General features: G+C 62.2%; 26 protein-coding genes, 2 tRNA genes and 1 pseudogene. 24 read left to right on the top strand and 5 right to left on the bottom strand.

Going from position 1 to position 23621, the window contains the following annotated elements:
• Positions 1-37 precede the first annotated feature (37 nt).
• On the bottom strand, positions 38-1360 hold the full coding sequence (gene miaB, locus KUW17_RS18215; RefSeq protein ID WP_222481726.1) for a tRNA (N6-isopentenyl adenosine(37)-C2)-methylthiotransferase MiaB: 1323 nt from the start codon (positions 1358-1360) through the stop codon (positions 38-40).
• 127 nt (positions 1361-1487) lie between these two features.
• On the opposite strand from miaB, the gene KUW17_RS18210 reads away from it, so the two are divergent.
• The gene (locus tag KUW17_RS18210; protein WP_222481725.1) at positions 1488-2357 is read left to right on the top strand and encodes a hypothetical protein; all 870 of its coding nucleotides are present in this window, start codon (positions 1488-1490) and stop codon (positions 2355-2357) included.
• A 335-nt stretch (positions 2358-2692) separates the two neighbouring features.
• On the opposite strand, the gene KUW17_RS18205 is transcribed toward KUW17_RS18210, so the two are convergent.
• Positions 2693-2767 (bottom strand) — tRNA-Thr (locus tag KUW17_RS18205).
• Between the two features lie 85 nt (positions 2768-2852).
• Between KUW17_RS18205 and KUW17_RS18200 the strand changes: the two genes are divergently transcribed.
• The 5 genes from KUW17_RS18200 (at position 2853) to hisD (ending at position 6699) form a co-directional block, all read left to right on the top strand.
• Complete coding sequence (locus KUW17_RS18200; protein ID WP_019295060.1) at positions 2853-3008, top strand: hypothetical protein; 156 nt, start codon at positions 2853-2855, stop codon at positions 3006-3008.
• 6 nt (positions 3009-3014) lie between these two features.
• Positions 3015-4286, top strand: a complete 1272-nt coding sequence (gene murA, locus KUW17_RS18195; RefSeq protein ID WP_222481724.1) for a UDP-N-acetylglucosamine 1-carboxyvinyltransferase — start codon at positions 3015-3017, stop codon at positions 4284-4286.
• On the top strand, positions 4283-4759 hold the full coding sequence (locus KUW17_RS18190; RefSeq protein WP_222481723.1) for a DUF2948 family protein: 477 nt from the start codon (positions 4283-4285) through the stop codon (positions 4757-4759). Before murA ends, KUW17_RS18190 begins: the two co-directional genes overlap by 4 nt.
• 3 nt (positions 4760-4762) lie before the next feature.
• Positions 4763-5275, top strand: a complete 513-nt coding sequence (locus KUW17_RS18185) for a GNAT family N-acetyltransferase (protein WP_222481722.1) — start codon at positions 4763-4765, stop codon at positions 5273-5275.
• A gap of 122 nt (positions 5276-5397) precedes the next feature.
• The gene (gene hisD / locus KUW17_RS18180) at positions 5398-6699 is read left to right on the top strand and encodes a histidinol dehydrogenase (protein ID WP_222481721.1); all 1302 of its coding nucleotides are present in this window, start codon (positions 5398-5400) and stop codon (positions 6697-6699) included.
• A gap of 299 nt (positions 6700-6998) precedes the next feature.
• Here the strand turns inward: hisD and KUW17_RS18175 are convergent, their stop codons facing one another.
• Positions 6999-7757 carry an SDR family oxidoreductase gene (locus KUW17_RS18175; RefSeq protein ID WP_222481720.1) on the bottom strand — a complete coding sequence of 253 codons (759 nt, stop codon included), beginning with the start codon at positions 7755-7757 and terminating at the stop codon, positions 6999-7001.
• Positions 7758-7919: 162 nt separating this feature from the next.
• On the opposite strand from KUW17_RS18175, the gene KUW17_RS18170 reads away from it, so the two are divergent.
• The 4 genes from KUW17_RS18170 to KUW17_RS18155 are packed head-to-tail and all read left to right on the top strand — an operon-like array spanning position 7920 to position 9840.
• Positions 7920-8399 carry a UPF0262 family protein gene (locus KUW17_RS18170; protein ID WP_222481719.1) on the top strand — a complete coding sequence of 160 codons (480 nt, stop codon included), beginning with the start codon at positions 7920-7922 and terminating at the stop codon, positions 8397-8399.
• A gap of 3 nt (positions 8400-8402) precedes the next feature.
• Positions 8403-8861, top strand: coding sequence for a low molecular weight phosphatase family protein (locus tag KUW17_RS18165; RefSeq protein WP_019295067.1), 459 nt, complete (start codon positions 8403-8405; stop codon positions 8859-8861).
• Complete coding sequence (locus KUW17_RS18160; protein WP_222481718.1) at positions 8858-9256, top strand: ketosteroid isomerase-related protein; 399 nt, start codon at positions 8858-8860, stop codon at positions 9254-9256. The genes KUW17_RS18165 and KUW17_RS18160 overlap by 4 nt, the downstream gene beginning before the upstream one ends.
• Positions 9253-9840, top strand: coding sequence for a GNAT family N-acetyltransferase (locus KUW17_RS18155; RefSeq protein WP_222481717.1), 588 nt, complete (start codon positions 9253-9255; stop codon positions 9838-9840). The genes KUW17_RS18160 and KUW17_RS18155 overlap by 4 nt, the downstream gene beginning before the upstream one ends.
• A 68-nt stretch (positions 9841-9908) precedes the next feature.
• On the opposite strand, the gene KUW17_RS18150 is transcribed toward KUW17_RS18155, so the two are convergent.
• Positions 9909-10784: a hypothetical protein gene (locus tag KUW17_RS18150; RefSeq protein ID WP_222481716.1), complete on the bottom strand. Its 876-nt coding sequence runs from the start codon at positions 10782-10784 to the stop codon at positions 9909-9911.
• 229 nt (positions 10785-11013) lie between these two features.
• Between KUW17_RS18150 and KUW17_RS18145 the strand changes: the two genes are divergently transcribed.
• The 8 genes and pseudogenes from KUW17_RS18145 to KUW17_RS18110 all read left to right on the top strand — a co-directional run bounded on the left by KUW17_RS18145 (position 11014) and on the right by KUW17_RS18110 (position 15975).
• Entirely contained in the window at positions 11014-11892 is an 879-nt protein-coding gene (locus tag KUW17_RS18145; RefSeq protein WP_222481715.1) for a carbon-nitrogen hydrolase family protein, read from the top strand.
• Between the two features lie 83 nt (positions 11893-11975).
• Positions 11976-12194 (top strand): translation initiation factor IF-1, encoded by a 219-nt coding sequence (gene infA / locus KUW17_RS18140; RefSeq protein ID WP_005978431.1) that lies wholly within the window; start codon positions 11976-11978, stop codon positions 12192-12194.
• Positions 12195-12372: 178 nt separating this feature from the next.
• Positions 12373-12954, top strand: coding sequence for a Maf family protein (locus tag KUW17_RS18135; protein ID WP_222481714.1), 582 nt, complete (start codon positions 12373-12375; stop codon positions 12952-12954).
• Complete coding sequence (locus tag KUW17_RS18130; RefSeq protein WP_222481713.1) at positions 12951-13973, top strand: ribonuclease E/G; 1023 nt, start codon at positions 12951-12953, stop codon at positions 13971-13973. The genes KUW17_RS18135 and KUW17_RS18130 overlap by 4 nt, the downstream gene beginning before the upstream one ends.
• Positions 13970-14173, top strand: a complete 204-nt coding sequence (locus tag KUW17_RS18125; protein ID WP_222481712.1) for a DNA gyrase inhibitor YacG — start codon at positions 13970-13972, stop codon at positions 14171-14173. Before KUW17_RS18130 ends, KUW17_RS18125 begins: the two co-directional genes overlap by 4 nt.
• An 81-nt stretch (positions 14174-14254) precedes the next feature.
• A tRNA-Phe gene (locus KUW17_RS18120) sits at positions 14255-14329 on the top strand.
• 61 nt (positions 14330-14390) lie between these two features.
• Positions 14391-14702: a hypothetical protein gene (locus tag KUW17_RS18115; protein ID WP_222481710.1), complete on the top strand. Its 312-nt coding sequence runs from the start codon at positions 14391-14393 to the stop codon at positions 14700-14702.
• Positions 14703-14780: 78 nt separating this feature from the next.
• Positions 14781-15975, top strand: a pseudogene (locus KUW17_RS18110) (IS3 family transposase).
• Between the two features lie 188 nt (positions 15976-16163).
• Here the strand turns inward: KUW17_RS18110 and KUW17_RS18105 are convergent.
• Positions 16164-17069: a LysR family transcriptional regulator gene (locus KUW17_RS18105; protein ID WP_222481708.1), complete on the bottom strand. Its 906-nt coding sequence runs from the start codon at positions 17067-17069 to the stop codon at positions 16164-16166.
• Positions 17070-17210: 141 nt separating this feature from the next.
• Here KUW17_RS18105 and dctP point away from each other — a divergent pair, with 141 nt between their 5' ends.
• From dctP to KUW17_RS18075, 6 genes are all read left to right on the top strand, one after another.
• Complete coding sequence (dctP, locus tag KUW17_RS18100) at positions 17211-18227, top strand: TRAP transporter substrate-binding protein DctP (protein WP_261397277.1); 1017 nt, start codon at positions 17211-17213, stop codon at positions 18225-18227.
• A 54-nt stretch (positions 18228-18281) separates the two neighbouring features.
• Positions 18282-18905 carry a TRAP transporter small permease gene (locus KUW17_RS18095; protein ID WP_222481706.1) on the top strand — a complete coding sequence of 208 codons (624 nt, stop codon included), beginning with the start codon at positions 18282-18284 and terminating at the stop codon, positions 18903-18905.
• On the top strand, positions 18902-20182 hold the full coding sequence (locus KUW17_RS18090) for a TRAP transporter large permease (RefSeq protein WP_222481704.1): 1281 nt from the start codon (positions 18902-18904) through the stop codon (positions 20180-20182). The genes KUW17_RS18095 and KUW17_RS18090 overlap by 4 nt, the downstream gene beginning before the upstream one ends.
• A gap of 18 nt (positions 20183-20200) precedes the next feature.
• Positions 20201-21166, top strand: coding sequence for an agmatinase (gene speB, locus KUW17_RS18085; RefSeq protein WP_222481702.1), 966 nt, complete (start codon positions 20201-20203; stop codon positions 21164-21166).
• Between the two features lie 260 nt (positions 21167-21426).
• Complete coding sequence (locus KUW17_RS18080) at positions 21427-22968, top strand: sensor histidine kinase (RefSeq protein ID WP_222481700.1); 1542 nt, start codon at positions 21427-21429, stop codon at positions 22966-22968.
• Positions 22965-23573 carry a response regulator transcription factor gene (locus KUW17_RS18075; RefSeq protein ID WP_222481698.1) on the top strand — a complete coding sequence of 203 codons (609 nt, stop codon included), beginning with the start codon at positions 22965-22967 and terminating at the stop codon, positions 23571-23573. The genes KUW17_RS18080 and KUW17_RS18075 overlap by 4 nt, the downstream gene beginning before the upstream one ends.
• Positions 23574-23621: the final 48 nt, after the last annotated feature.

Genomic DNA, 23621 nt, shown 5'->3' with positions numbered 1-23621 from the left:
CGGATGCAGGCCACCGCGGAGGCAGCGCCCCCTCCCCTTAAGCGATCAGCTCGCCCGCTAGGGAGTTGGCACCGGAAGAGACGATACGCACCCGCGCCAGATCGCCCGCCTGGCGGTTGCAGTCGGCGACATGCACTGCGTGCAGGTAATCAGACTTGCCAACCATCTGGCCCGGCAGGCGGCCTGTCTTTTCGAACAGCACGCCAACCTCACGGCCGACCATGCTGTCCTGCACCTCGCGCTGCTGGCGGGTCAGCAGAGCCTGCAGGCGCTGGAGCCGGTCATCGGCTGCCGCCGGATCCACCTGGGGACGCTCAGCCGCCGGGGTGCCGGGACGTGTGGAGTATTTAAAGGAATAAGCGGTGCCGTATTTCACCTCTTCCACCAGATCCATCGTGGCCTGGAAATCTTCTTCGGTCTCTTCCGGGAAACCGACAATGAAGTCGCCGGAGATCAGGATGTCCGGACGCGCGGCGCGGATGCGCTCGATCAGGCGCAGATAGCTTTCAGCGGTATGCGAGCGGTTCATCCGCTTGAGGATCTTGTCGGAGCCCGCCTGCACCGGCAGGTGCAGATAGGGCATCAGCTTGGCACAGGTGCCGTGCGCCTCGATCAGGTCGTCCTGCATGTCATTGGGATGCGAAGTGGTGAAGCGGATACGCTCCAGCCCGTCGATCTTGTCCAGCTCCCAGATCAGCTGCGCCAGGGTCAAGTCGCCGTTGGGGCCTGCGCCATGGTAGGCATTCACGTTCTGGCCCAGGAGGGTGATCTCGCGCACGCCGCGCTCGACCAGTTCCTGCGCCTCGCGCAGGATGCGGTCCGCCGGGCGCGACACCTCCGCTCCGCGGGTATACGGCACGACGCAGAAGGCGCAGAACTTGTCGCACCCTTCCTGAACCGTCAGGAAAGCGGTCGGGCCGCGCTTAGCCTTGGGACGGTTTTTCAGTTTTTCGAATTTGTCTTCTTCAGGGAAATCGGTGTCCAGCACCTTCTCCCCTTCGCGCGCCTTGGCTTCCATCTCCGGCAACCGGTGGTAGCTCTGCGGTCCAACCACTAGGTCAACCAGCGGCTGGCGGCGCATAATTTCCTCGCCTTCGGCCTGGGCCACGCAGCCTGCGACACCGATCTTGAGGTCCGGCTTCTCTGCCTTCAGCCCCTTGAAGCGGCCCAGTTCGGAATAGACCTTTTCTGCCGCCTTCTCCCGGATGTGGCAGGTGTTGAGCAGGATCATGTCGGCATCATCAGGCGACTTCGTCTCGACATAGCCCTCCCCGCCCAGCGCCTCTGCCATGCGTTCGCTGTCATAGACATTCATCTGACAGCCATAGGTCTTGATAAACAGCTTCTTCGGGGCGCTCATACGGGTCAGCCTTCCAGCCAGGGTGGGTAAACAGCGGCCTGCAATACAGGCAATTGCCGCTGCTTGCAATGAGGCCGGATTTACCCGATTTTGACTGCAAAGGCCAGAAAGGCGGAGGCAGGCAGGCATGATGTATTCTTCGCTTCAGAATTTTCTGAAGGACGGGAAACCGCTGCTGGCCAAAGGGCCGGTGGCACTGGTTTTCATCGAAGACGAAGTGGAAATCGCCACCACCCTGCGCCATCACCTGCAATGCGGCTTCAACACAGTCGTCGCCCTGATGCCGGATGCGTTCGATCTGCCGCAGGATGTGCGCGCCAAGGTCAACCGGGTGCCTTTCGATTGCGGCCCCCAAGGCGCAGTGACCGGCGCCGTCAATGCCGTGGCCGCGGCGGCGCAGCCGGGCTGCTGGCTCTACTACTGCTACAACGCGGAATACCTGTTCTACCCGTTCTGCGAAGCCCGCGGAGTCGGCGAGATGCTGGCCTTTCACACCGAAGAGCGCCGCGATGCGATGCTCACCTATGTGATTGACCTTTACGCAGGCGATCTGGCGGCTTGTCCCGGCGCTGTTTCCCTCGAAGATGCCTATCTCGACAAATCCGGGTATTATGCCCAGTCGCGCCAGGACCCGGCAACGGGACACCCGCGGGAGCGGCAGCTGGACTTCTTCGGCGGTGTGCGCTGGCGGTTCGAGGAACATATTCCCGCAGGCAGCCGCAAGATCGACCGGATTTCGCTGTTCCGCGCCAAACCGGGGCTGGAATTGCGGCCTGATCACACTTTCAATGATCAGGAATACAATACTTATGCCTGCCCCTGGCATCACAACCTGACCGCCGCGGTATGCTCCTTCCGCACTGCCAAAGCGCTCAAGCGCAATCCTGGTTCCACATTTGATATAGACACCTTCCGCTGGCACAATTCAGCACCGTTCGAATGGCATTCGCGCCAGCTCCTCGACTTGGGGCTGATGGAGCCAGGGCAGTGGTTCTAGCGGCCTGATTGTCCGGTATCTGATGGCCGATTGAATCGCAGCTGAATCCTGCAAGCCGATTCGCCTGCAGTTGACCTGCCGAGGTCCAGCCGCGGCAGTGGCTCGTGAGACGCCCCGGCGCTGACGGCGATGGTCGAATCACACTCGGATATGCGGAAACGGGGTGCTGCAGATCACCTCTTGCCCGGCCCGGCGGCTTTGTCCCCGGCTTGGCAGCAAGAAAGTGCCTGCAAAGGCCCCGGAATGGGCCGAACACCCGGCGCGGCGCTCTTTGAACCGCGGCTCGCAGGAACAAGCCGTTGAAACGGTGCGGTATTTTTTCATTTTCAGGATAATGGTGCTGCTGGAGAGAATTGAACTCTCGACCTCTCCCTTACCAAGGGAGTGCTCTACCTCTGAGCTACAGCAGCGCCGGTGAGGGGGCTTTTAGGCATAAACGCGGGGGGGCGCAAGAGCATTCTGGACGGTTTTTTCGCACTAAGTTACAGAAGTCTTATGGCAGAGAAGAAATCACCAAAAAACGACGGTTCCGCAGCATCGCGCGAAGACCGGCTGAAGGCGGCGCTCAAGGCAAACATGGCCCGGCGCAAGGCACAGGCCAAGGCACGGGCGGATAAGCAGGACCAGGACACGGGCAAGAGCGGAGAATAACGTCAGATGGATTCGATTCTGGTAACGGGCAACGGCCCGCTGAACGGGCAGATCCCGATCGCCGGCGCCAAGAACGCCTGCCTCACCCTGATGCCGGCGACACTGCTGAGCGAGGAGCCGCTGACGCTCACAAACGCGCCGCGGCTGAGCGACATCAAGACCATGACCCTGCTGCTGCAGTCCTTGGGGGCCGAAGTGTCCAGCCTGCAGGACGGCCAAGTGCTGGCGATGTCGAGCCACGACCTGACCAGCCACGTCGCGGACTATGATATCGTCCGCAAGATGCGCGCGTCCAACCTGGTGCTGGGCCCGATGCTGGCACGGCTAGGCCAGGCGGTGGTGTCTCTGCCCGGCGGCTGCGCCATCGGCGCCCGGCCGATGGACCTGCATATTCATGGGCTTGAGGCGCTGGGGGCAGAGATCGAGCTGAAGGACGGCTATCTGCACGCCAAGGCGCCGGGCGGCCTGAAAGGCGCGGTGGTAGAGCTGAGTTTCGCTTCTGTCGGCGCGACCGAGAACATCATGATGGCGGCGACGCTCGCCAAGGGCACAACCGTCATCAAGAACGCCGCGCGCGAGCCGGAAATTGTCGACCTGGCCGACTGCCTGCGCAAGATGGGCGCGCAGATCGAGGGCGACGGATCGCCAGAGATCACCATTCAGGGCGTTGACCGCCTGCATGGCGCGACTCATCAAGTGGTGACCGACCGGATCGAGCTGGGCACCTACATGCTGGCACCCGCGATCTGCGGCGGCGAGGTGGAACTGCTGGGCGGCCGCCGCAGCCTGCTGGAAAGCTTCTGCGCCAAGCTGGAAGCGGCCGGCATCGAGATCACCGAAAACGAAAACAGCCTGACCGTCAGCCGCAAGAACGGCCGGGTCCGCGCGGTGGATGTGGTGACCGAACCCTTCCCCGGCTTCCCGACCGACCTGCAGGCGCAGATGATGGCGCTGATGTGCACGGCCGAAGGGACCTCTGTTCTGGAAGAGAAGATCTTTGAGAACCGCTTTATGCATGCTCCGGAACTGGTCCGCATGGGCGCGCAGATAGAGGTTCACGGCGGCCATGCCACGGTGACCGGCGTCGAGAAGCTGAAAGGCGCCCCGGTGATGGCCACCGACCTGCGCGCCTCCGTCTCGCTGATTCTGGCGGGCATGGCGGCCGAAGGCGAAACCCGGGTCAGCCGGGTCTACCACCTGGACCGCGGCTACGAGCATGTTGTGCGCAAGCTGTCCGGTGTCGGCGCCAAAATCGAGCGGATCAAGGAACAGTCATGACCGACGCGAGCTTTGAGGACGGCCGCGAAGCGCCGCTGAACCTTGGCGCGCTGGAGGAGGAGGACCTCAAGGTTCTGTCCACGTTGCTGCAGGACGCCGTGTTTCCAGTGACTGAAATGAGCTGGCGCGCATCTGAACGCCGCTTTGCGCTGCTGGTGAACCGGTTCCGCTGGGAGGACCGCGACGCCGCCGAACGCCGCGGCCGGTCCTACGAGCGGGTGCAGTCGCTGCTGGTGGTCGACAATGTGCTGGGCGTCTCCTCGCAAGGCGTGGACCGCAAGGACAAGGATCTGATTCTGTCACTGCTCTCCGTCACCTTTGAACCGGGCGAAGACGGCGCAGGCCATGTGCTGCTCACTTTGGCCGGCGACGGTGCCGTGCGCCTGTCTGTGGAGGCGCTGGAAGTGTCCCTGCGCGATGTCACCCGCCCCTACCTGGCGCCGTCCGGCCAGGCCCCGGACCACGGCGCCTGAGCAGTGCAGAACAAGCGCGGGATCTCTCAGGCGTTTGCTGCACCGGCGGCACCGCTGGAAATCCGCCGCGCCACGGTTTTTGACGTTTTCTCCATGAGCCGGGTCCTGCACGCCTCAATCCGCGACCTTTGCGGCGCGGACCACGGAGGTGATGCCGCCCGGATCGCCGAATGGACCGCCGGCAAGACGCCGGACCAGATCCGCAAATGGATCGGAGGCCCCGGCCGCTACTGGCTGGCGGAACGGGGTGGAGAGGCTGCTGCCGTGGGCGGGCTGGATCCGAATGGGGTTATCTCCCTGCTTTATGTGGCGCCTGCCGCGGCCGGCCAGGGTACAGGCGGCGCCCTGCTGGCGCATCTGGAGGCGGAACTGCTGCGCGATGGCCATGTTGAGGCCCGGCTTAACGCTACCCGCACCGCGCTGGACTTCTACCGAAAGCACGGCTGGCAGAAGGCGAACGAGGCCGGCGGATGCTGCGGCACCCCCTGTATTCCGATGCGCAAAGCCTTGGGCTAAGGTCTCAGCGGCTTTTGACCTGTATGCGCCGACCTTTTGCTTGCGTCCAATTGCACCGGCCCCGTGCATAAATCTTGAGGCTCTGCCCCCTTGCGGATATGCGGGGGCCAAAGGAGATTCCGATGCCGCAGTTTCTGAACACCGCTGATGCCGGTTTTGAACAGTCCTTCACCGCACTGCTGGGCGCCAAGCGCGAGGACAGCCCGGATGTGGACGCCATCGTGGCCGGGATCATTGCTGATGTCCGCGCCCGCGGCGATGCGGCGCTGGTGGAGCTGACGGCAAAATTCGACCGGCTGGAACTGGAACCGGCGCAGCTGCGCTTTTCCGAGGCGGAAGTGGATGCGGCTATCGCGGGCGTCTCCGACGAGGAACGCAGGGCGCTGGAACTGGCAGCGGAACGCATCCGCGCCTACCATGCGCGCCAGATGCCCGAGGACGCGCAGTGGACGGATGAGAGCGGCGCAACGCTGGGCTGGCGCTGGTCGGCGGTCTCAGCCGCCGGTCTTTATGTGCCGGGCGGGCTGGCCTCCTACCCGTCCTCGGTGCTGATGAACGCGATCCCCGCCAAGGTTGCGGGTGTGCAGCGGCTGGCCATTACGGTGCCGACCCCTGACGGGCAGATCAACCCGCTGGTGCTGCTGGCAGCCAGGGTCTCGGGCGTAGACGAGATTTACCGCGTGGGCGGTGCGCAGGCAGTCGCGGCGCTGGCCTACGGCACCGAAAGCATCGCGCCGGTGGACAAGATCACCGGCCCCGGCAACGCCTTTGTCGCCGCTGCCAAGCGGCGGGTATTCGGCAAGGTCGGCATCGACATGATTGCGGGCCCTTCGGAAATCCTGGTGATCGCAGACAAGGACAACAATCCGGACTGGATTGCGCTGGACCTGATGAGCCAGGCCGAACACGACGAAAGCGCCCAGTCGATCCTGATCACAGATGACGAAGCCTTTGGCCGTGCGGTGGCTGAGGCGGTGGAAAAGCGTCTGGAAACGCTTGAGCGCCGCGCCATTGCCGGTAGGTCCTGGAATGACTTCGGTGCTGTGATCACCGTGCGGGACCTGGATGAAGCGGCAGCGCTGTCGAACCGCATCGCGCCGGAACACCTGGAGCTGTGCGTCGCCGACCCGGTTGCTCTGAGTGAAAAGACCGTCCATGCCGGGGCCATCTTCCTCGGCCAGTACACCCCCGAAGCAATCGGCGACTACGTCGGCGGGCCGAACCATGTGCTGCCAACCGCGCGCTCTGCCCGGTTCTCCTCCGGCCTGTCGGTGATGGATTTCCTCAAGCGCACCACGCTGAGCCAGATGACCCCGGACTCGCTGCGCGCCATCGGCCCGGCAGCCGAGGTGCTGGCAAAAAGCGAAAGCCTGGAAGCGCACGGGCTGTCCGTAACTGCACGTCTGGATGCTCTGAACGGCTAAGGGAGTGGGGGGCGCTGCCCCTCTGCGCGTGCCGCGCATTCACCCCGGGATATTTGGGGCCAGATGAAAAGGGATCCGCGCCCCGGAGCCCGCCGGGGCGCTTCACCTGGCGCGGTCATCGGCGTCCCCGCCTGTACCGCTGGACCAGGGTTGCCAAGCTTGGTTAATGATCCGTTTCTTCATCTGGCCCTGGGGCTCCGCCCGTTCGCACCTGAAACGCTCCCCTGGAGCGTTTCTTGACCGGCGCTCACTCCCCGCCGGAGGCATCAAGTCATTTTTCCCGAAAAATGACGCAGATCTCAGTAATGCGAGGTATAGCCGCCGTCCACGGCCAGCACCTGCCCGGTGATGTAGGAGGCTGCGGGCGAAGCCAGGAACAATATGGCGGGCGCCAGCTCTTCCGGCTCCCCCCACCGGCCTATCGCGGTGGCGTTTCTGAGCTTCTCTGCAATTGCCGGGTCTGCTGCTGCGGCCATGTTGGGGGCGGTCTTGAAGAACCCAGGAGCAACGGCGTTTACAGTTATCCCTTGAGGGCCGAGTTCAGCTGCCAGCGCCTTTGTCATGCCGTTGATGCCAGCCTTGGCAGTGGTATAGGCCGCGTCGCCCGGTTGTGCGATGAGGCCCGCAATCGAGGAGATATTGATGATGCGACCCCAGCCCTTGGGGGCCATCTGTGCGGCGGCCATTTGCGCAAGGCGGAACGGCGAGACCAGATCGACCTCCCATAGCGATTGCAGGTCGGCACGGGTGAACTCCGGCAGGTTGCGGCGGTCGCGCTGGCCGACGTTGTTGACCAGAATGTCCAGGCCGCCTTCGTGCGCAATCGCTGCCATTGCCAAAGTGACAGCGCTTTCATCGGCGATATCCAGCACCAGCGGGCGGGCGGTTCCGGGCATCCGGGCAAGCGCGGCCTCTACCCGGTCCGTGCCGCGGCCGTTGATCCAGACCTCGGCCCCGGCCTCGGCCAGCAGCCTGGCGGCGGCAAAGCCGAGACCATCGGTGGAGCCTGTCACCAGCGCACGCCGGCCTTTGAGAGAAAACTGTTCAAGCGCTGTCATCTTTGCGGCCTCCTGCTGGCGGCAGGCTGGGCGCGGGGGCGTGGCCTGTCAAGCACTGCCGCAAACGGCCAGCATATTGACGCCCGCTGCTGCATTGCCCCGGGCACGGCGGTGCGATACTCATGGCCGGACGCCTCCGCGCATTTCAGAGACAAAAGACCCATGAGCCGCATCAGCCATATCGAACTGGACGACCGCAACCTGCCGCCCCCGACTCCCGAGATCGAGCAGGAGCGCAAGGTGGCGATATATGACCTGATCGAGGATAACAGCTTTGCGCTGCCGCAGAGGGAAGACCGTGATATTCCGGCCGGCCCCTATCATCTGGGGCTGGCGATCCGCGACAAGCGGCTGGTCTTTGATATCAACACCGAATCCGGTGAGAAGGCCGCGGAATTCCACCTGTCGCTGTCGCCCTTCCGGCAGGTGGTCAAGGACTACTACCAGATCTGCGAGAGCTACTTCACCGCGGTAAAAACCCTTCCGCCGAGCCAGATCGAAACCATCGACATGGCGCGGCGCGGCATTCACAACGAAGGCAGCCGGGTTCTGCAGGAACGGCTGGAGGGCAAGGCCGAGGTTGATACCGACACCGCCCGGCGCCTGTTCACCCTGATCTGCGTCCTGCACTTCGGAGGCTGACGCGTGGAGGAGCTGCCGCAGTCCGTTCTGTTCTGTTGCGACCACAATTCGGTCCGCTCTCCGATGGCGGAGGGCATCATGAAGAAATTCTACGGCACCGGCACCTACGTGCAGTCCGCCGGTGTCAAGAACGACATGGAGATCGACGGCTTCTCCATCGCGGTCTGCCAGGAGATCGATGTCGAACTGTCGCGGCACCGGTCACGCTCCTTTGACGAGATGGAGCGCTGGGGCGATGACCTGTCGTCTTTTGACCTGGTGGTGGCGCTGTCGCCCGCCAGCCAGCGCCGGGCGCTGGAGCTCACCCGTTTTTTTCACCTCGATGTCGAATATTGGCCGATTATGGACCCTACCGGGCTCGGCGAGACGCGTCAGGCCAAGCTAGATATCTACCGTCAAACACGGGATCAAATCATCCAGCACCTGAAAAACCGCTGGGGTGAACCGACGGAGAGAACATGACCGACACCATCGCGCGCTATTTCGCAGCCTTCAACGCCGGCGACACGGACACCATGCTGGACTGCCTGGACGAGCAGATCGCCCACCACGTCAACGAGGGCAAAATCCGCGTCGGCAAGGAGAAATTCGCGGAATTCTGCGCCCATATGAGCCGCTGCTACAAGGAAGAGCTGACCGATATGGTGATCTTTTCCAACGACGACGGCACCCGCGCGGCGGCGGAGTTCATCGTCAACGGCACCTACCTGGTAACCGACGAGGGCCTTCCGGAGGCCAACGGCCAGACCTACCGCCTGCCGGGCGGATCGTTCTTTGAACTGAAGGACGGCAAGATCTCCCGCGTCACCACCTATTACAACCTGGCGGACTGGATCGCCCAGGTTTCGGCAGGATGACGATCCTGGTCGAAGCTATGACCGGCGCGGCGCTGGATGCCGCGCTGGACGATGTGGCGCGCCTGCGGATCAAGGTGTTCCGCGCCTGGCCGTATCTCTATGACGGCGATCTGGCGTATGAGCGCGAGTACCTGCAAAGCTACCGCGACAGTGAACGGGCCGTGGTGGTCGGGGCCTTTGACGGAGACACCCTGGTCGGCGCGTCCACCGGTGCGCCGCTGGCGGACCACGCGGATGATTTCGCGGCGGCCTTCGAAGGCACTGGGATTGACCTGAACGACGTCTTTTACTGCGCCGAATCCGTGCTGCTGCCGGAATACCGAGGCCATGGCGTCGGCCACGGGTTCTTTGACGCGCGCGAAGCGCACGCCCGCAAGCACGGGTTCAGCAAAACCGCGTTTTGCGGGGTGCAGCGCCCGGCGGATCACCCGTTGCGGCCTGCGGGTTATGCGCCGCTGGATCCGTTCTGGCGCAAGCGCGGTTATGCGCCGCTGGAGGGCGCCATTGCGCATTTCTCCTGGAAGGATGTGGACCAGGCGGAGGAGACCCGCAAACCGCTGCAGTTCTGGATCCGGGATCTGTAAGTGTATCAGGCGCCACTCAGGGCGCCTGTTCTTTCTTTGGCTTTGCCTCTGTTGCCGCGCACGCGTGGTTACGCGGTTTCCTTAAACGCAAGCGCCAGCTTTTTATGGGACTCGGCATAGATTTTGAAGCTGGCATTGGCGGCCTTTAACCCGTCCTGAGCCTCTTTCAGCGAGGCGCCGGCAGAGATACGTTCCCGCTTTGCATAATCCAGTTTGAGATACTGCTGAAAAAGGCTGGTCAATTCTTTCAGCACCTTGGGCAAGCTGGATTTCAGGTTTTGCCCATGCAGAGGAAGCTTGTACTTCTTCTGGATCGCTGTCAGCCCGTTTTCGAACCGCTTGCCCAAGTCCGGAGCGATCTTCCCGTCGCCATTCCGCTGGGTCTCCAAACCTTTGATCAGTTTGTTCACATCCGCCGTGGCCAGCTTGATGTCTTTGGTCATCTCTTCGCAGGCCTTGGCCATGTTCTTGGCCCGCTTATCCAGATCGGCCAGTTCATCCAGCACCAGTTCCTGCTGTTTTTCCTGCTGCTTCTTGAATTTCTGAAGCTCTTTGTCGGTGTCCTGGCGCTGTTTTTCCTGTGCTGCCTCAGCCCTGGACGCATTTTTCAGAAGCCCCTGAGCTTCTTCCAACCGTTTCAGAACAACCTTGATGAAGGCAGCGCAGAATTTCTCCGTGTGGCTCTGCGGTTTGCCGCATTTTTTCTTGGCCTTGGCCAAAGCGCTGTCCAGCTTGTAGAACCAGTCAATGACGTGTTCCATCTCTTTCGGCGGCACACCGGACGGGTCGCCGGACGGGGGAACACCTCTGTCCTTGAGAGCTTTCAAGCATTTGGCCACACCGCTGCCCTGAACAAACGCAGAGCGGTGGTCCTGCCAGAATTTCACGGTGAAGCCTTTTTTCGGAATATCTTTAATGACTGAGCTAATGTTCTTGTCGTTCAATGTCGTGGACACGCCCTGTTCTCCTGCTTGTATTTTTTTGCCCGCTCCGGCAATTTAGGCATTTTCCTCCGTTGCTGTCGAGTTTGCACCGGTTGACCGGCGGCAGCCGGAGCCGCGTGTCCAGCCTTTGTCCTGCGTACGCTGCCGGAAATTGCGCCGCAGGGCTTGGCCCCGGGCGAAGGCCGCGCTAGCCATTGTTTGAAACTTGCGCTCGAAAGGCAGCCAGAACATGAAAATCGCTACCGCCGCCTACCCGCTCGGCTGGCTCGACAGCTGGGCGCAGTATGAAGACAAGCTCGCCGCCTGGGTGGCGGAAGCCGCCGGCAATGGCGCAGAACTGCTGGTGTTTCCGGAGTACGGCGCCATGGAGTTGTCGACGCTGGACGGCGCCGCGGTTGCGAGAGACCTGGAACAATCCATTCATTCCGTCTCCGAGAAAATGGAAGATGCCGCTGCGCTGCACATGAAACTGGCCGCTGAATACAGTGTGCATATCCTGGGCGCCTCCGCCCCAGTCAACAGCGGGCTGGCCCGGCCGGTGAACCGGGCGGAGCTCTACACGCCCGCAGGCAGGCGGGATCATCAGGACAAGCAGATCATGACCCGGTTTGAGCGCGAGGACTGGGGCATCATGGGCGGCGGGCCTCTCAAGATCTTCGACACCTCTTTGGGAAGAATCGGGGTGCTGATCTGCTATGACAGCGAATTCCCATTGCTGGGCCGCGCGCTGGCGGAAGCGGATGTGATTCTCGTTCCCTCCTGCACCGAGGCGCTGGCCGGCTACTGGCGGGTGCGTATCGGCGCCATGTCGCGGGCGCTGGAAAACCAGTGTGTGACTGCCATGGCCTCTATCGTTGGAGCCAATGAATGGTCCGAAGCTGTGGACATGAACACCGGCACCGGCGGCATTTTCGGCCCGCCGGACAAGGGCTTCCCCGGAACCGGTGTTCTGGCAGAGGGCACGCTGAACCAGCCAGGCTGGACCTATGCCGAGGCCGACTTGGACGCGATTGCCAATGTCCGGGCCGATGGCGGGGTGCTGAACCGGCTGCACTGGGAGGAGCAAATGCCGCGGGTAAAATCGGTCACAAAGGCCGCTCTTTGCTGATTGAGCCCTTGAAATATTGGAAAAATGACCCCATTTAAGCGCACGTCCCGCAGTTTGCGGGTTAACCCAATGATGGAGACAACATGGCCAAGGAAGATACGCTCGAATTTCCCGGTGTCGTGAAGGAACTCCTGCCTAACGCGACGTTTCGGGTCGAGCTTGAGAACGGCCATGAGATCATCGCACATACGGCAGGCAAGATGCGCAAAAACCGCATCCGTGTTCTGGCTGGCGACAAGGTCCAGGTGGAAATGACCCCCTATGACCTGACCAAGGGACGGATCAACTACCGCTTCAAGTAAGCCGTTGATCTGGAAAAAATATCAAGGCCCGGCACTCTGCCGGGCTTTTGTTTTGAAGCGGCCTGGCGGCCGCTGCCTCCGGCGGGAGTATTTCTGGAAAGATGAAAGAGCGGGCCGCTCTTTTCACGCTGCCAGTTTTCGCCGTATTACAGGCGCAAACCGGTAAGAGGGCCAAGGCATGGCATTTATCCTGGGATCTGGCAGTCCGCGGCGGCTGCAATTGCTGGCGCAGCTTGGGGTGCATCCTGACGCGGTGCGCCCGCCGGAAATTGACGAAACGCCGCTGAAAGGCGAACTGCCGCGGGCCTATTGCGCCCGGGTCACGCGGGAAAAAACCAAAGCTGTCCCTGCGGGGGCGGACGATGTTGTTCTCTGCGCTGACACAACCATTGCCCTTGGGCGCCGTATCCTGGGCAAGCCGCGCGATGCCGGCGAGGCGGCAGAGTTCCTGCTGGCCCTCTCCGGCCGCCGCCACCGGGTGATCACCGCCGTTGCCGTCCGCCGCGGAGACCGCGTCTGGGAGAAAGACGTGGTCAGCCAGGTGAAGATGAAAAACCTCTCCGACGAGGAGCTGAACGCCTATCTCGCCACCGGCGACTGGGAGGGCAAGGCCGGCGCCTACGCCATCCAGGGACCCGCAGGCGCTTTCATTCCCTGGATCAGCGGCTCCTTTACCGGCATCGTCGGTCTGCCGCTGTCCGAGACCGCAAACTTGTTGCGCGCAGCCGGTCTGCCGCTCTATCAGGAGGCCGCCGCATGAAGGGCCGCACCATCATTCTCGACCACATCCAGGACCGCGAAGCCGCTGCGCTGATGGTGGACGGCAAGCTGGAGGACTTCCTGGTCGAAAGCGACGCCCCTGCCCCCGGCACCATCTACCGCGCCCGCGCTGACCGGCCGGTCAAGGGCCAGGGCGGCATGTTCCTGACAACCCCGGACGGCCCAGCCTTCCTGCGTCAGGTCAAAGGGCTGGCACCGGGCCAGATGATCCTGGTGCAGGTGTCCGGTTACGCCGAGCCGGGCAAGGCCATTCCGGTGACCCAGAAGCTTTTGTTCAAGAGCCGCTATGCTATTGTCACGCCGGAGGCACCCGGCCTGAACATCTCGCGCAGCATCCGCGATGAGGAGGAGCGCGACCGGCTGCTGGAGATTGCCCATGAGGAAATGGGCGAGTCGGGCTATGGCCTTATCCTGCGCTCTGCCTGCGCCGGGGCAGACGGCGAAGAGATCGCCGAAGACGTTGCCGCCATGGCGGCCTTGGCGGCGCAGGTGATGCAGGATGAAGGCTCCGAGCCGGAGGTTCTGGCCGAAGGCGACACCCCGCATCTGCTGGCCTGGCGGGACTGGGCCGATCCTGCGGATGTGGAGCGTGATCCCGGCGGGTTTGAACGCCTGGGCGTGCTGGATGCGCTGGACGTTGCACAGGGTATCCGCGAGCCGCTGCCGGGCGGCGGCTTCCTGTTCATCGAACCGACCCGCGCCCTGGTGGCAGTGGATGTGAACACCGGCTCTGACACATCGCTCGCGGCGGGTGTGAAGGCCAATATAGCGGCTGCCAAAGCCCTCCCCCGCGCGTTGCGGGTGCGCGGCCTTGGCGGCCAGATCGTGCTGGACCTGGCCCCGATGCCAAAGAAGGACCGCCGCGGATTTGAAACCGCCATGCGGGCTGCCTTCCGGGCGGATTCTGAGGAAACCGTTCTGGCCGGCTGGACCAATCTTGGCCATTACGAATTGCAGCGCAAACGCGGCCGGCCCTTGCTGCAGGAGGTGCTGAAATGAGCTGTCCTATCTGCGGCGGGGAATCGCAAAAGAGCTACCGGCCGTTCTGCTCCAAACGCTGCGCGGATATCGATCTCGGCAAATGGCTGAACGGTGCATATTCGGTGCCGAGCCAGGAGCCGGAAGACATTGAAAATGCTTTGGAAGTAGCGGAACGCATCCGCGCTCAAGACGGGAAACCGCACCAAACCCGACATTAGATATTTTCTTTCAAAAACCCTCTGGACACCGCCGCGCCCACAGCATAGAAGGCCCACACCCAAGGCAAACAGCCTTCCCGTGCCCGGGTAGCTCAGGGGTAGAGCAGTGGATTGAAAATCCTCGTGTCGGTGGTTCGATTCCGCCCCCGGGCACCATTACTTCAGATAACACATTAGTTTTGCTCCAGCTTTTTGCACGTGCAAGGAGCCGTAGACCATGTCGGAGACCATTTCGCCTGCGTTCACCTTCGTGAAGGATGGCGTTTTCTACTTCAAGCGGGCGGGCATCAGCCACCGCGAGGGCATTGGCCAAGCCAAGGACTACGCCGAACGTCTCGGATCACGCTTTGCCTACGCCTCGAACGGGTTGGGTTGGTATACACTTCTCATATGGGCTCGGTTGGGCCAAAGATTCCGAAAATCGAACTACAACGATCAAACACCTCCGGAAGGGGCTGGCGATCTACAAGATCCCTCGCAGCCCCTACTACTACATCCGCTTCAGAGACCCCTGGCAGGGAAATACTGAGCTACCCCCCTGAAATTTGGACACTGACGTAAGCTACGATTTGCTGTCTGCTGATCTTCGACGAAGAGGAGATCAGAGATGTCGAAACAGAAGAACCATTCGCCTGAATTCAAGGCCAAGGTTGCGCTTGAAGCTTTGAAGGGCGAGCGGACGGTCGCAGAGCTGGCAAGCCAGTTTGGCGTACACCCGGCGATGATCCATAGCTGGAAGCGGGCTCTTCTGGAGGGCGCGTCTGGCGTGTTCGAGCGCGGCGGCAGGAAGCCCCAAGAGATTGACGAAGAACAGGTCAAAGAGCTGCACGCTAAGATTGGGGAGCTGGCCGTTCCAACGATTTTTTGTCACGAAAGCTCAAACTGTGGATCGGCAGGTGAGACGGAAAATGATCGAGCCTGCCAATGCCAATCTGCCCATTGGCAAGCAGTGCAAGCTGCTGTCGATCTCGCGGTCGTCGTTCTATTTTCAACCCAAAGGCAAGACAGCTCTGAACCTGATTTTGATGCGTCGGATCGACGAACAGTTCCTGGAAACGCCGTTCTTCGGTGTGCGGCAAATGACTTAGCATCTGCGCAATGAGGGTCATTTGGTGAACGAAAAGCGGATCAGGCGGCTGATGAGGGTGATGGGGCTCATGCCGATCTACCAGAAGCCAAACACCAGCAAGGCGGCGAAGGGACACAAGACCTACCCGTATTTGCTACGTGGTCTGCGGGTGGGGCGCCCGAACTAGGTCTGGGCGGCAGGCATCACCTATCTGCCGATGCGCAAGGGGTTCCTGTATCTGGTGGCGATCATTGACTGGCACACGCCCAAGGTGCTGGCTTGGCGCATCTCGAACACGCTGGAAGCGGACTTCTGTGTCGAGGCGCTGAACGAGGCCATCCACAAGTTCGGCCCGCCCGAGATCATGAATACAGATCAGGTCAGCCAGTTCACGTCCTTCGCCTGGACGGGCAGGCTGCGGCGATCCGGTGTGCGCATCTCGATGGATGGCAAAGGCCGGTTCCTCCCCTCTCGGGACATTGCTTCGCAATGCCCTGCCGGGCAGTGGATCAACATCTTCGTGGAACGCCTGTGGCGGAGCCTGAAATACGAGTGCGTCTCCTTGCATGCTTGGGAGACCGGATCGGAAGCCAAGTCGGGTGTCGGCAGATGGATCGAGTTCTACAACCGAAAACGCCCACATTCCGCCCTTGGCGGCAAGCCTCCCGCCATGGTCTATTGGCTGAGAAAAAATGAACCCCAAACCAATCAGCAGGAGCAGAAAGTAGCTTAAACTACACCAGATCCTGTCCAAACATTGGGCAGTAGCTCACTTACCCCCGCTTCGCTTGCAGCTAACCAGCAGCTTGCTTCTGGCCTGAAATCCACACTTCGACGACAGCATGTGCCTGGTTTCTAATTGCAATGAAGCAAGACTTCACAACGAAGCCTCCTTTTCAGCATTTCTTCCTCATGCGAGCTTCACGGCTGTGGTTCGTCTTGGCTGTCGCAAGCATGCTGCAGATCTTGAGCAAAAAGCTCCACAGCGTGCCGGAGGACATGAACACGTCGGGTTGCGAGATAGAACGCCGAATACCATCGCATTTGACTGTTCCTGATTTCCCGGAACTTGCCTTCCTCGACGCGCCTGCGCGCAAAATGCGTCGGCAATGGCCCCAGAAAATGCCCCGTTTCGATGAGCATCGCCATGGCTTCCATGTTGGCCACGACTGCTTTGGGCTCAGGCGATCCAAGATCAGGCGACACCAACATGTCGTAGGACCGCTGGCATAACTGATACTGCCCGATAGCTTCGAGGCTGATTTCACTGTCCGGCTCTTTGAACAACGGGTGCCCTTGCGCACAGTAGAGCCTGTGTTCCTCACTGCACAGTTCGGAGTATTCCAGCTCGGGCACCTGGCTGCGGAATGGTGCCACGGCAGCGTTCAATTCACCGCTGATCAGCTGCTGAGTCAGGTCCATGGGAGAAGCAACCACGATTTCGATCCTGACCTCATTCGGGCGGGCCAGGAACCGCTGCAGGGCATTCACCAGTTTCAGGCTAGGGAGACTGTCGATTGCATCCACGATGCCAATCCGCAGATCCCCGGCTATCGTATTCCGCAGCTCCAGCAGTTCGGCGTCGAAGTCCCGGGCGCTTCGCAGAATGTCGCGGGCCTTCTGATAGGCGATCTCGCCGCGCTCCGTCAGACGGAAGCCGCTGCGCCCGCGTTCACAGATCCGGTAGCCAAGCGAGGTTTCCAGGTCGCGGATACGGATGCTGATGGCAGATTGAGTGACGCCGAGCGCGTATTGCGCATCAGAAAACCCACCGCATTCAACCACGGTGACAAATGTCTCCAACAGCGTGTTGCGCAGCAGTTTCATGACACGGCTCTTATGTGGTTGGTGCGGAATTACATGAAATTCTCTTATGCAAAGATAATCAATGTAATATTTTTCAACGCTTGGCTTCATGCTGTGGTGCCTCCCAGCCCCATTAACCATGCCAACTGGGAGGAGACCCGCATGGCCCTTAGCTTGAAGAACCTGAAAACCACCGCCGCCGCCGCGCTGCTGAGCCTGGCGCCCGCAGCCGTCTTTGCGGAGGACTGGAAATTCGCCATCGAGGAGATTCCGGGATCGATCATGGACGCCTATGCACAGGAGTTCAAAAAGCGCATTGAGACGGCCACCGGTGGCGATGTGACCGTGACCATCTATCCGATGGGCACACTGGGCACTCCGACGGAGACAGTTGAACAGGCAGCGGATGGCATCATCCAGCTGACCAATGTCTCGATCGGCAACCTGGGCACCATCGTGCCGGAGAGCCAGGTGTTCCTGCTGCCCTATCTGTTGCCGTCCGGTGCGGAGGCGGTGTCAAAGGTTCTCAGCGGTTCTGAGACCATCTATGGCCCGCTGAATGAGGACTTCCAGAAGCGCGGCCTGGAGATCATGACCATGTACTCCGAAGGTCCGCAGGTCTGGACCACCAACCGCGAGATCCGCACGCCGGAGGACTTCGAGAACTTCAAGATGCGTGTGATGGTGTCGCCGATCCTGCTGGAGACCTACAAAAACATGGGCGCGAGCCCGACCCCGCTGCCGTTCGGAGAAGTGTTCGGCGCGCTGCAATTGGGCGCGGTGGACGGCCAGGTGAACCCGATCCCGACCATCGAGGAGATGAAGTTCTACGAGGTCACCAGCCATCTGATCTGGGCCGGCGAGCAGGAATTGGTGACCACCGTGGTCGCAGGCTCCGACTGGTTTGCCACCCTGAGCCCGGACCGCCAGCAGCTGGTGCGCGACACGATGGCGGGTATGACCAGCTACATCGACGGCGTGGTCGCAGACTTCAACCAGCAGCGCCTGGACGTGATCAAGGACGCCAAGCCGGACATTGGCCTGGTGGTGCTGACCGAGGAAGAGCGTGATGCCTTCCGTGCCCGCTCAGGCGATACTGCCGCGGCCTATGTCGAGACCGCAGGCGCCCGCGGCCAAGAGCTGCTGGACGCGCTGCAGGCTGAGCTGGCGGGCAACTGATCCCGCTTCCGGCCCCGCGCGGATCTGTGCGGGGCCAATCCAAGGGAGGATATCATGCCACATGCCAAACCCGCTCCCTTCGGCCTTCTGGGCAAGATTGACGGTGCCATTGGCCGTGCCGAAGTCTGGATCCTGGGCTGGGGGATCATCCTGATGGCTGGCAACACCATCGCCAATGTCTTCGGCCGCTACGTGTTCAACCAGTCGATCTATTTCTCCGAGGAGCTGAACGAGTTCCTGATCATCATCGTCACCTTCATGGGGCTCGGCTATGCCACCCGAAAGGGCATCCATATCCGCATGTCGGCGATTTATGACGCGCTGCCAGCGAAGATGCGCAAAGGGCTGATGGTGGTGATCGCTGCAACCACGGCGGTGATGATGGGACTGCTGGCCTGGTACGCGTTGGAATACGTGCAGAAGGTCGCCAGCCGAGGCCGCATCACGCCGGCGCTGCAGCTGCCCCTGTATCTCACCTACGTTTGGGTGGTGGCCGGGCTGGCGCTGACCGCGCTGCAGTACCTGCTGACCGCGCTGCGCAACCTGAATTTTACGGAAGCCGAAATCTATGTCTCCTACCTGGAGGTGGACAGCTACGAAGACCCGGAAACCGCCGCGGCCATCCAGCGCTATGAAGAGGCCGGCACCACAAACACCGGGAAAGGGGAAAAGTCATGACCGAACTGATGCTTGCCGTGATGATCCTGCTGCTGCTTGCAGGGTTCCCGATGAAGATGCCGCTGATCTCGGCTGCTGTTCTGGGCTTCCTCGTCTACTTCCCGGACATGAGCCTGCAGATCCTGGTGCAGCAGATGATCGGCGGCGTGAAACCTGCGGCGCTGATTGCAGTGCCGATGTTCATCCTGGCCGCCGATATCATCACCCGCGGCCATTCCGCCAACCGGCTGATCGACGTGGTGATGAGCTTCATGGGCCATATCAAGGGCGGGCTAGCGATCTCGGTCACCTCGGCCTGCGCGCTGTTCGGCGCGGTTTGCGGCTCCACCCAGGCCACTGTGGTGGCAATCGGCGGCGCAATGCGGCCCCGGATGCTGAAATCCGGCTACAAGGACAGCTTTGCCATCGGACTGATTGTGAATGCCGCTGACCTGGCCTATCTGATCCCGCCGTCGATCGGGATGATCATCTATGGCGTGGTCTCGGGCACCTCGATCTCTCAGCTGTTCATCGCGGGCATCGTGCCGGGATTGCTGATCGTGGTGCTGTTCTCGGCCTATTGCATGGTCTACGCCTACCGCCATGACATTCCCGTGCTGCCGCGCGAGGGCTGGGGCCAGCGCTTTACCGCCATGCGCCGGGCGCTGTGGCCGATGGGCTTTCCGGCGATCATCGTGGGCGGCATCTACGGCGGGGTGTTCTCGCCGACCGAGGCTGCCGCGATCTGCGTGCTTTACGCTGCGGTGCTGGAGGTGCTGATCTTCCGCTCGGTCCGCTTGCGCGACCTCTGGGACATTGCGCTGTCAACCGGCGCGATCACCTCGGTTGTGTTCATCCTGATCGCGGCGGGCGCGGCCTTCAGCTGGACGCTGAGCTTTGCCCAAGTGCCGCAGCAGATCATCGCCTCGCTGGGACTAGATGAGGCCGGGCCGCTGATGGTGCTTGTGGCCGTGAACCTTGCCTTTTTCCTAGGCTGCATGTTCGTCGACTCGATTGTGGTGATCCTGATCCTGGTGCCGATCTTTGCGCCGATGATCAAAGCCGCCGGCCTCGACCCGGTTCTTGTCGGCGTGCTGATCACCCTGCAGGTCGCCATCGGTGCCGCAACCCCGCCGTTTGGCTGCAACCTGTTCACCGCCATCGCTGTGTTCCGCCGCCCCTTTGTCGAGGTGGTGCGGGGCGTGCCGCCCTTCCTCGTCATCCTCTTGATCGTGACCGGCCTGCTGGTCGCCTTCCCGCAAATCGCCCTGTTCCTGCCGGAACTGGCCTATCGTTAAGAAAAACGGAGAATCAACATGTCTGGACACGGTTACGAATCCGGCCGCCTGAACCTGCCATTTGTCGGCATCGCCACCTTCGGCAAGAAACCCTATGTGGAGGATTGGGACAGCATCGACGCCGACGTTGCGATCCTGGGCGCCCCGTTTGACTTCGGCTGCCAGTTCCGCTCCGGCGCGCGGTTCGGCCCAAGGGCGGTGCGCGAGGCCTCGACACTGTTCAGCTTCGGCCATGCCGGCGCCTATGATCACGAGGATGACGCCACCTATCTGGGCGCGGACGTGCGGATCGTCGATCTGGGCGATGCCGACATCATCCACACCAAGACCGAGGAGAGCCACGCCAATATCGAATACGGTGTGAAGAAGATCCTCGATGCAGGCGCCCTGCCCGTCACCATCGGCGGCGATCATTCGATCAACATCCCCTGTATCAACGCCTATGCCGAGGACTGTGCCAAGAACGGCCCGATCCATGTGATCCAGATCGACGCGCATTTGGACTTCGTAGACGAGCGCAAGGGCGTCACCGACGGCCACGGCAACCCGATGCGCCGCGCGATTGAGAAGGACTACGTCAGCGGCATGACCCAGCTGGGCATCCGCAACGTGTCCTCGACCGCCAAGGAAGGCTATATCGACGCCCGCGAGCGCGGCTCAGATATCCTGTCGGTGCGCCAGGTGCGCAAGCTGGGCACAGAGGCGGTGCTTGAGCGCATCCCCCAAGGCGCGCGTTACTACGTGACCATCGACATCGACGCCTTCTGCCCGTCAATCGCGCCTGGCACCGGCACCCCGAGCCACGGAGGTTTCCAGTACTACGACGTGCTGGAAATCCTGCAAGGGCTGAGCAAACGCGGTGATGTCGTTGGCATCGACCTGGTCGAGGTCGCCCCGGCCTATGATCCGGCGGAAAGCACCCAGATCCTGGCCGCGCAGCTTCTGCTGAACTTCATCGGCTTCATCTTCCACAACAGGAAATAAGTCTCCTCCCCTGCGCTTGCACCCGCAGGCGCAGTGTAAACCTGGTGCGTTTTGAGCAGCGCATCAGGTTTCTTTTTTCGGCGGACAGCTGCTGCTGCCGGCAATGCGATACCGCAACCGCCTTGGGTCAAGACGACGGCAAGGCAGGCATCCCTGACGCCCCGGCCTTTTTCCCCTTCAACCCTGGCAAACCGCCGCCGCTTGCAGCGGAACACACCGTCACATACGGTCTGTCCTGGCTAAGCTGCGCGAACCGGAACATGAAAGCACCCCGCCCGACGACATTCCCATCCGCTGCCGCCCTGCGCTTGCTGGGCGGCTGGGTGCTGTTGTTGATCGTTGCGCTCGGGCTTTCAGCCCTGCTGGAGCGCCAGAAGCTGCTGTCCGAGCTGCAAACCGAAGCGCATATTCTCCACCGCCTCGCCTCGCAGCGGGCCGATCAGCACGATGCGCATCTGACGTCTCTTTCCGCGTTGGCCACCGCCGGAGAGGACGCGCGGCGGGATCTGTTTCTAGACGTCGGCGCCAGCATCTTGCGGTTCTACCCGCGGATCAGCGCTATTGATCTGGTGCCCTTGGACGGCAGCAGCTACCTGACCAGCCGCACCGGCCTGCCTGAAGAAACCATCGCGCTGATCCAGCGGTCCGCCCGGGAGACAAACGGGCAGCTGATGCTGGCACCCGCCCCCGGCGCGCCCGGAGGTTACCTGCTTGTGAAGCGGAGTCCGAACACCGACAACGCGCGTTTCGGGCTTGCACTGCAGATCGATGCACAGGCGCTGCTGGCCTCCGACAGCAGCTTCTGGTCACGCCCGTCGGTGTTGCGAAACCTGCACTTGCCCGATGGAACCGCCTTGATGGGCGGCGGCCCAGCCGCAGGCGTGCAATTCGAAAAAACCCTCGGCAGTGCCTCGCAGCCGCTGGTCTTTGCGGCTGGAATATCGCCCAGTCTGGCTGACCTGCTGCCACCGGGCCGCCTGCTGGCCGCAGCAGTGCTCGCCACCGTCCTGTACCTGCTCTCTGTTCTCGGCCTTCGCCAGCTGTTTCGGGCGCGGCAGGCGGAAACCCAGGCCCGGCTGAGCGCCCAGGACGCCCGCCTCGCCCATGCCTCGCGGGTCAACACCCTGGGCGAGATGGCCAGCGGCATGGCGCATGAACTGACCCAGCCGCTCACAGCGATCCTCAGCCAGGCCCAGGCCGGGCGGCATTTGGCAGCGCGCGGCGACCCCGATCAGCTTGCCCAGGTGTTCGATGGCATCGCAGGACAGGCAAAGCGCGCTTCGGCCATTCTCGGCCGCCTGCGCAATTGGACCCGGCCGCGCCAAGGCCGCGCCGCACCGGTCCAGGTGCAAGAGGCGGTAAGGAGCGTCGAACTGCTGCTGCGCCCGGAGGCGGAGCGCGCGGGAATCCAGCTGAAAGCCGGCCCGGTCCCGCCTTCGCTGATGGTCCGCGCCGATCCGGTCGAACTGGAGCAGGTCCTGTTCAACCTCGTGCGCAACGCCATCGAGGCCGCCTCGCAGGGCGGTGAAAAGCGCGTCTCTCTCACAGCTCAGCGCAGCGGCAGCGACGTTCTGATCGAAGTGGCAGACAGCGGCCCGGGGGTGCCCGCAGACATTCGCCCGCGGCTGTTTGAACCCTTCGTGACCGGCAAGCCGGGCGGCACCGGCCTCGGGCTTGCGTTGTGCCAAAGGCTGTCCGAACGCATGGGCGGCGACCTGTCGCTCGCACTGGATACGGCTGAGACCGTTTTCCGCTTGCGCCTGCCGGAGGCACAGGCCTTGACAGCGGAGGCCGCGGAATGAGCTGCCCGGTGTACCTGGTGGATGACGACGACGCGGTGCGCGAAGCGCTGTCGCTGCTGCTGCTGACCGTCGGCATCGAGGTCCGCAGCTTTGCCGCACCGGAGGCGTTTCTCAGCGCTTTGGGCACGCTGCCGCCGGGATGTCTGATCCTCGACATCCGGATGCCGGTGATTTCCGGGCTCAAGCTGCAGGAGCAGCTGCGCGCGACCGGCGTGGACTGGCCGGCTGTTGTCATCAGCGGCCATGGCGATATCGAGGCCTGCCGCCGCGCCTTCCGCGGCGGCGCCATTGATTTTCTCTGCAAGCCGGTGGACGAGCAGGACCTGATCGACGCTATCCAGCGCGGCCAGGCGGAACTGGAGCGCAGCCGCCGCCAAGTCTCTGAAGCCAGCGAGGCCCAGCGCCTGCTGGCCCGGCTTACGGGCCGTGAAACAGAAGTTCTCGAGATGATCTCCAAGGGGCTGACCACACGGCAGATTGCAGAGGTGCTGGACTTGTCGCCCCGCACCGTCGACAGCCACCGCGCCGCCATCGGCACCAAGGCCGGAACGACCTCCGCCGCTGAGCTGACCCGGCTCTGGCTGGAGGGGCACGGCACTCCGTAGAACTACCGAGACCGCTGCAAGCTCTACCAATTCCCGGGCATTGCCCGC

This window comes from Leisingera aquaemixtae, assembly GCF_019801145.1.
Lineage (GTDB): Bacteria > Pseudomonadota > Alphaproteobacteria > Rhodobacterales > Rhodobacteraceae > Leisingera > Leisingera aquaemixtae_A.
This window is presented reverse-complemented; position numbering and strand designations above follow the sequence as displayed.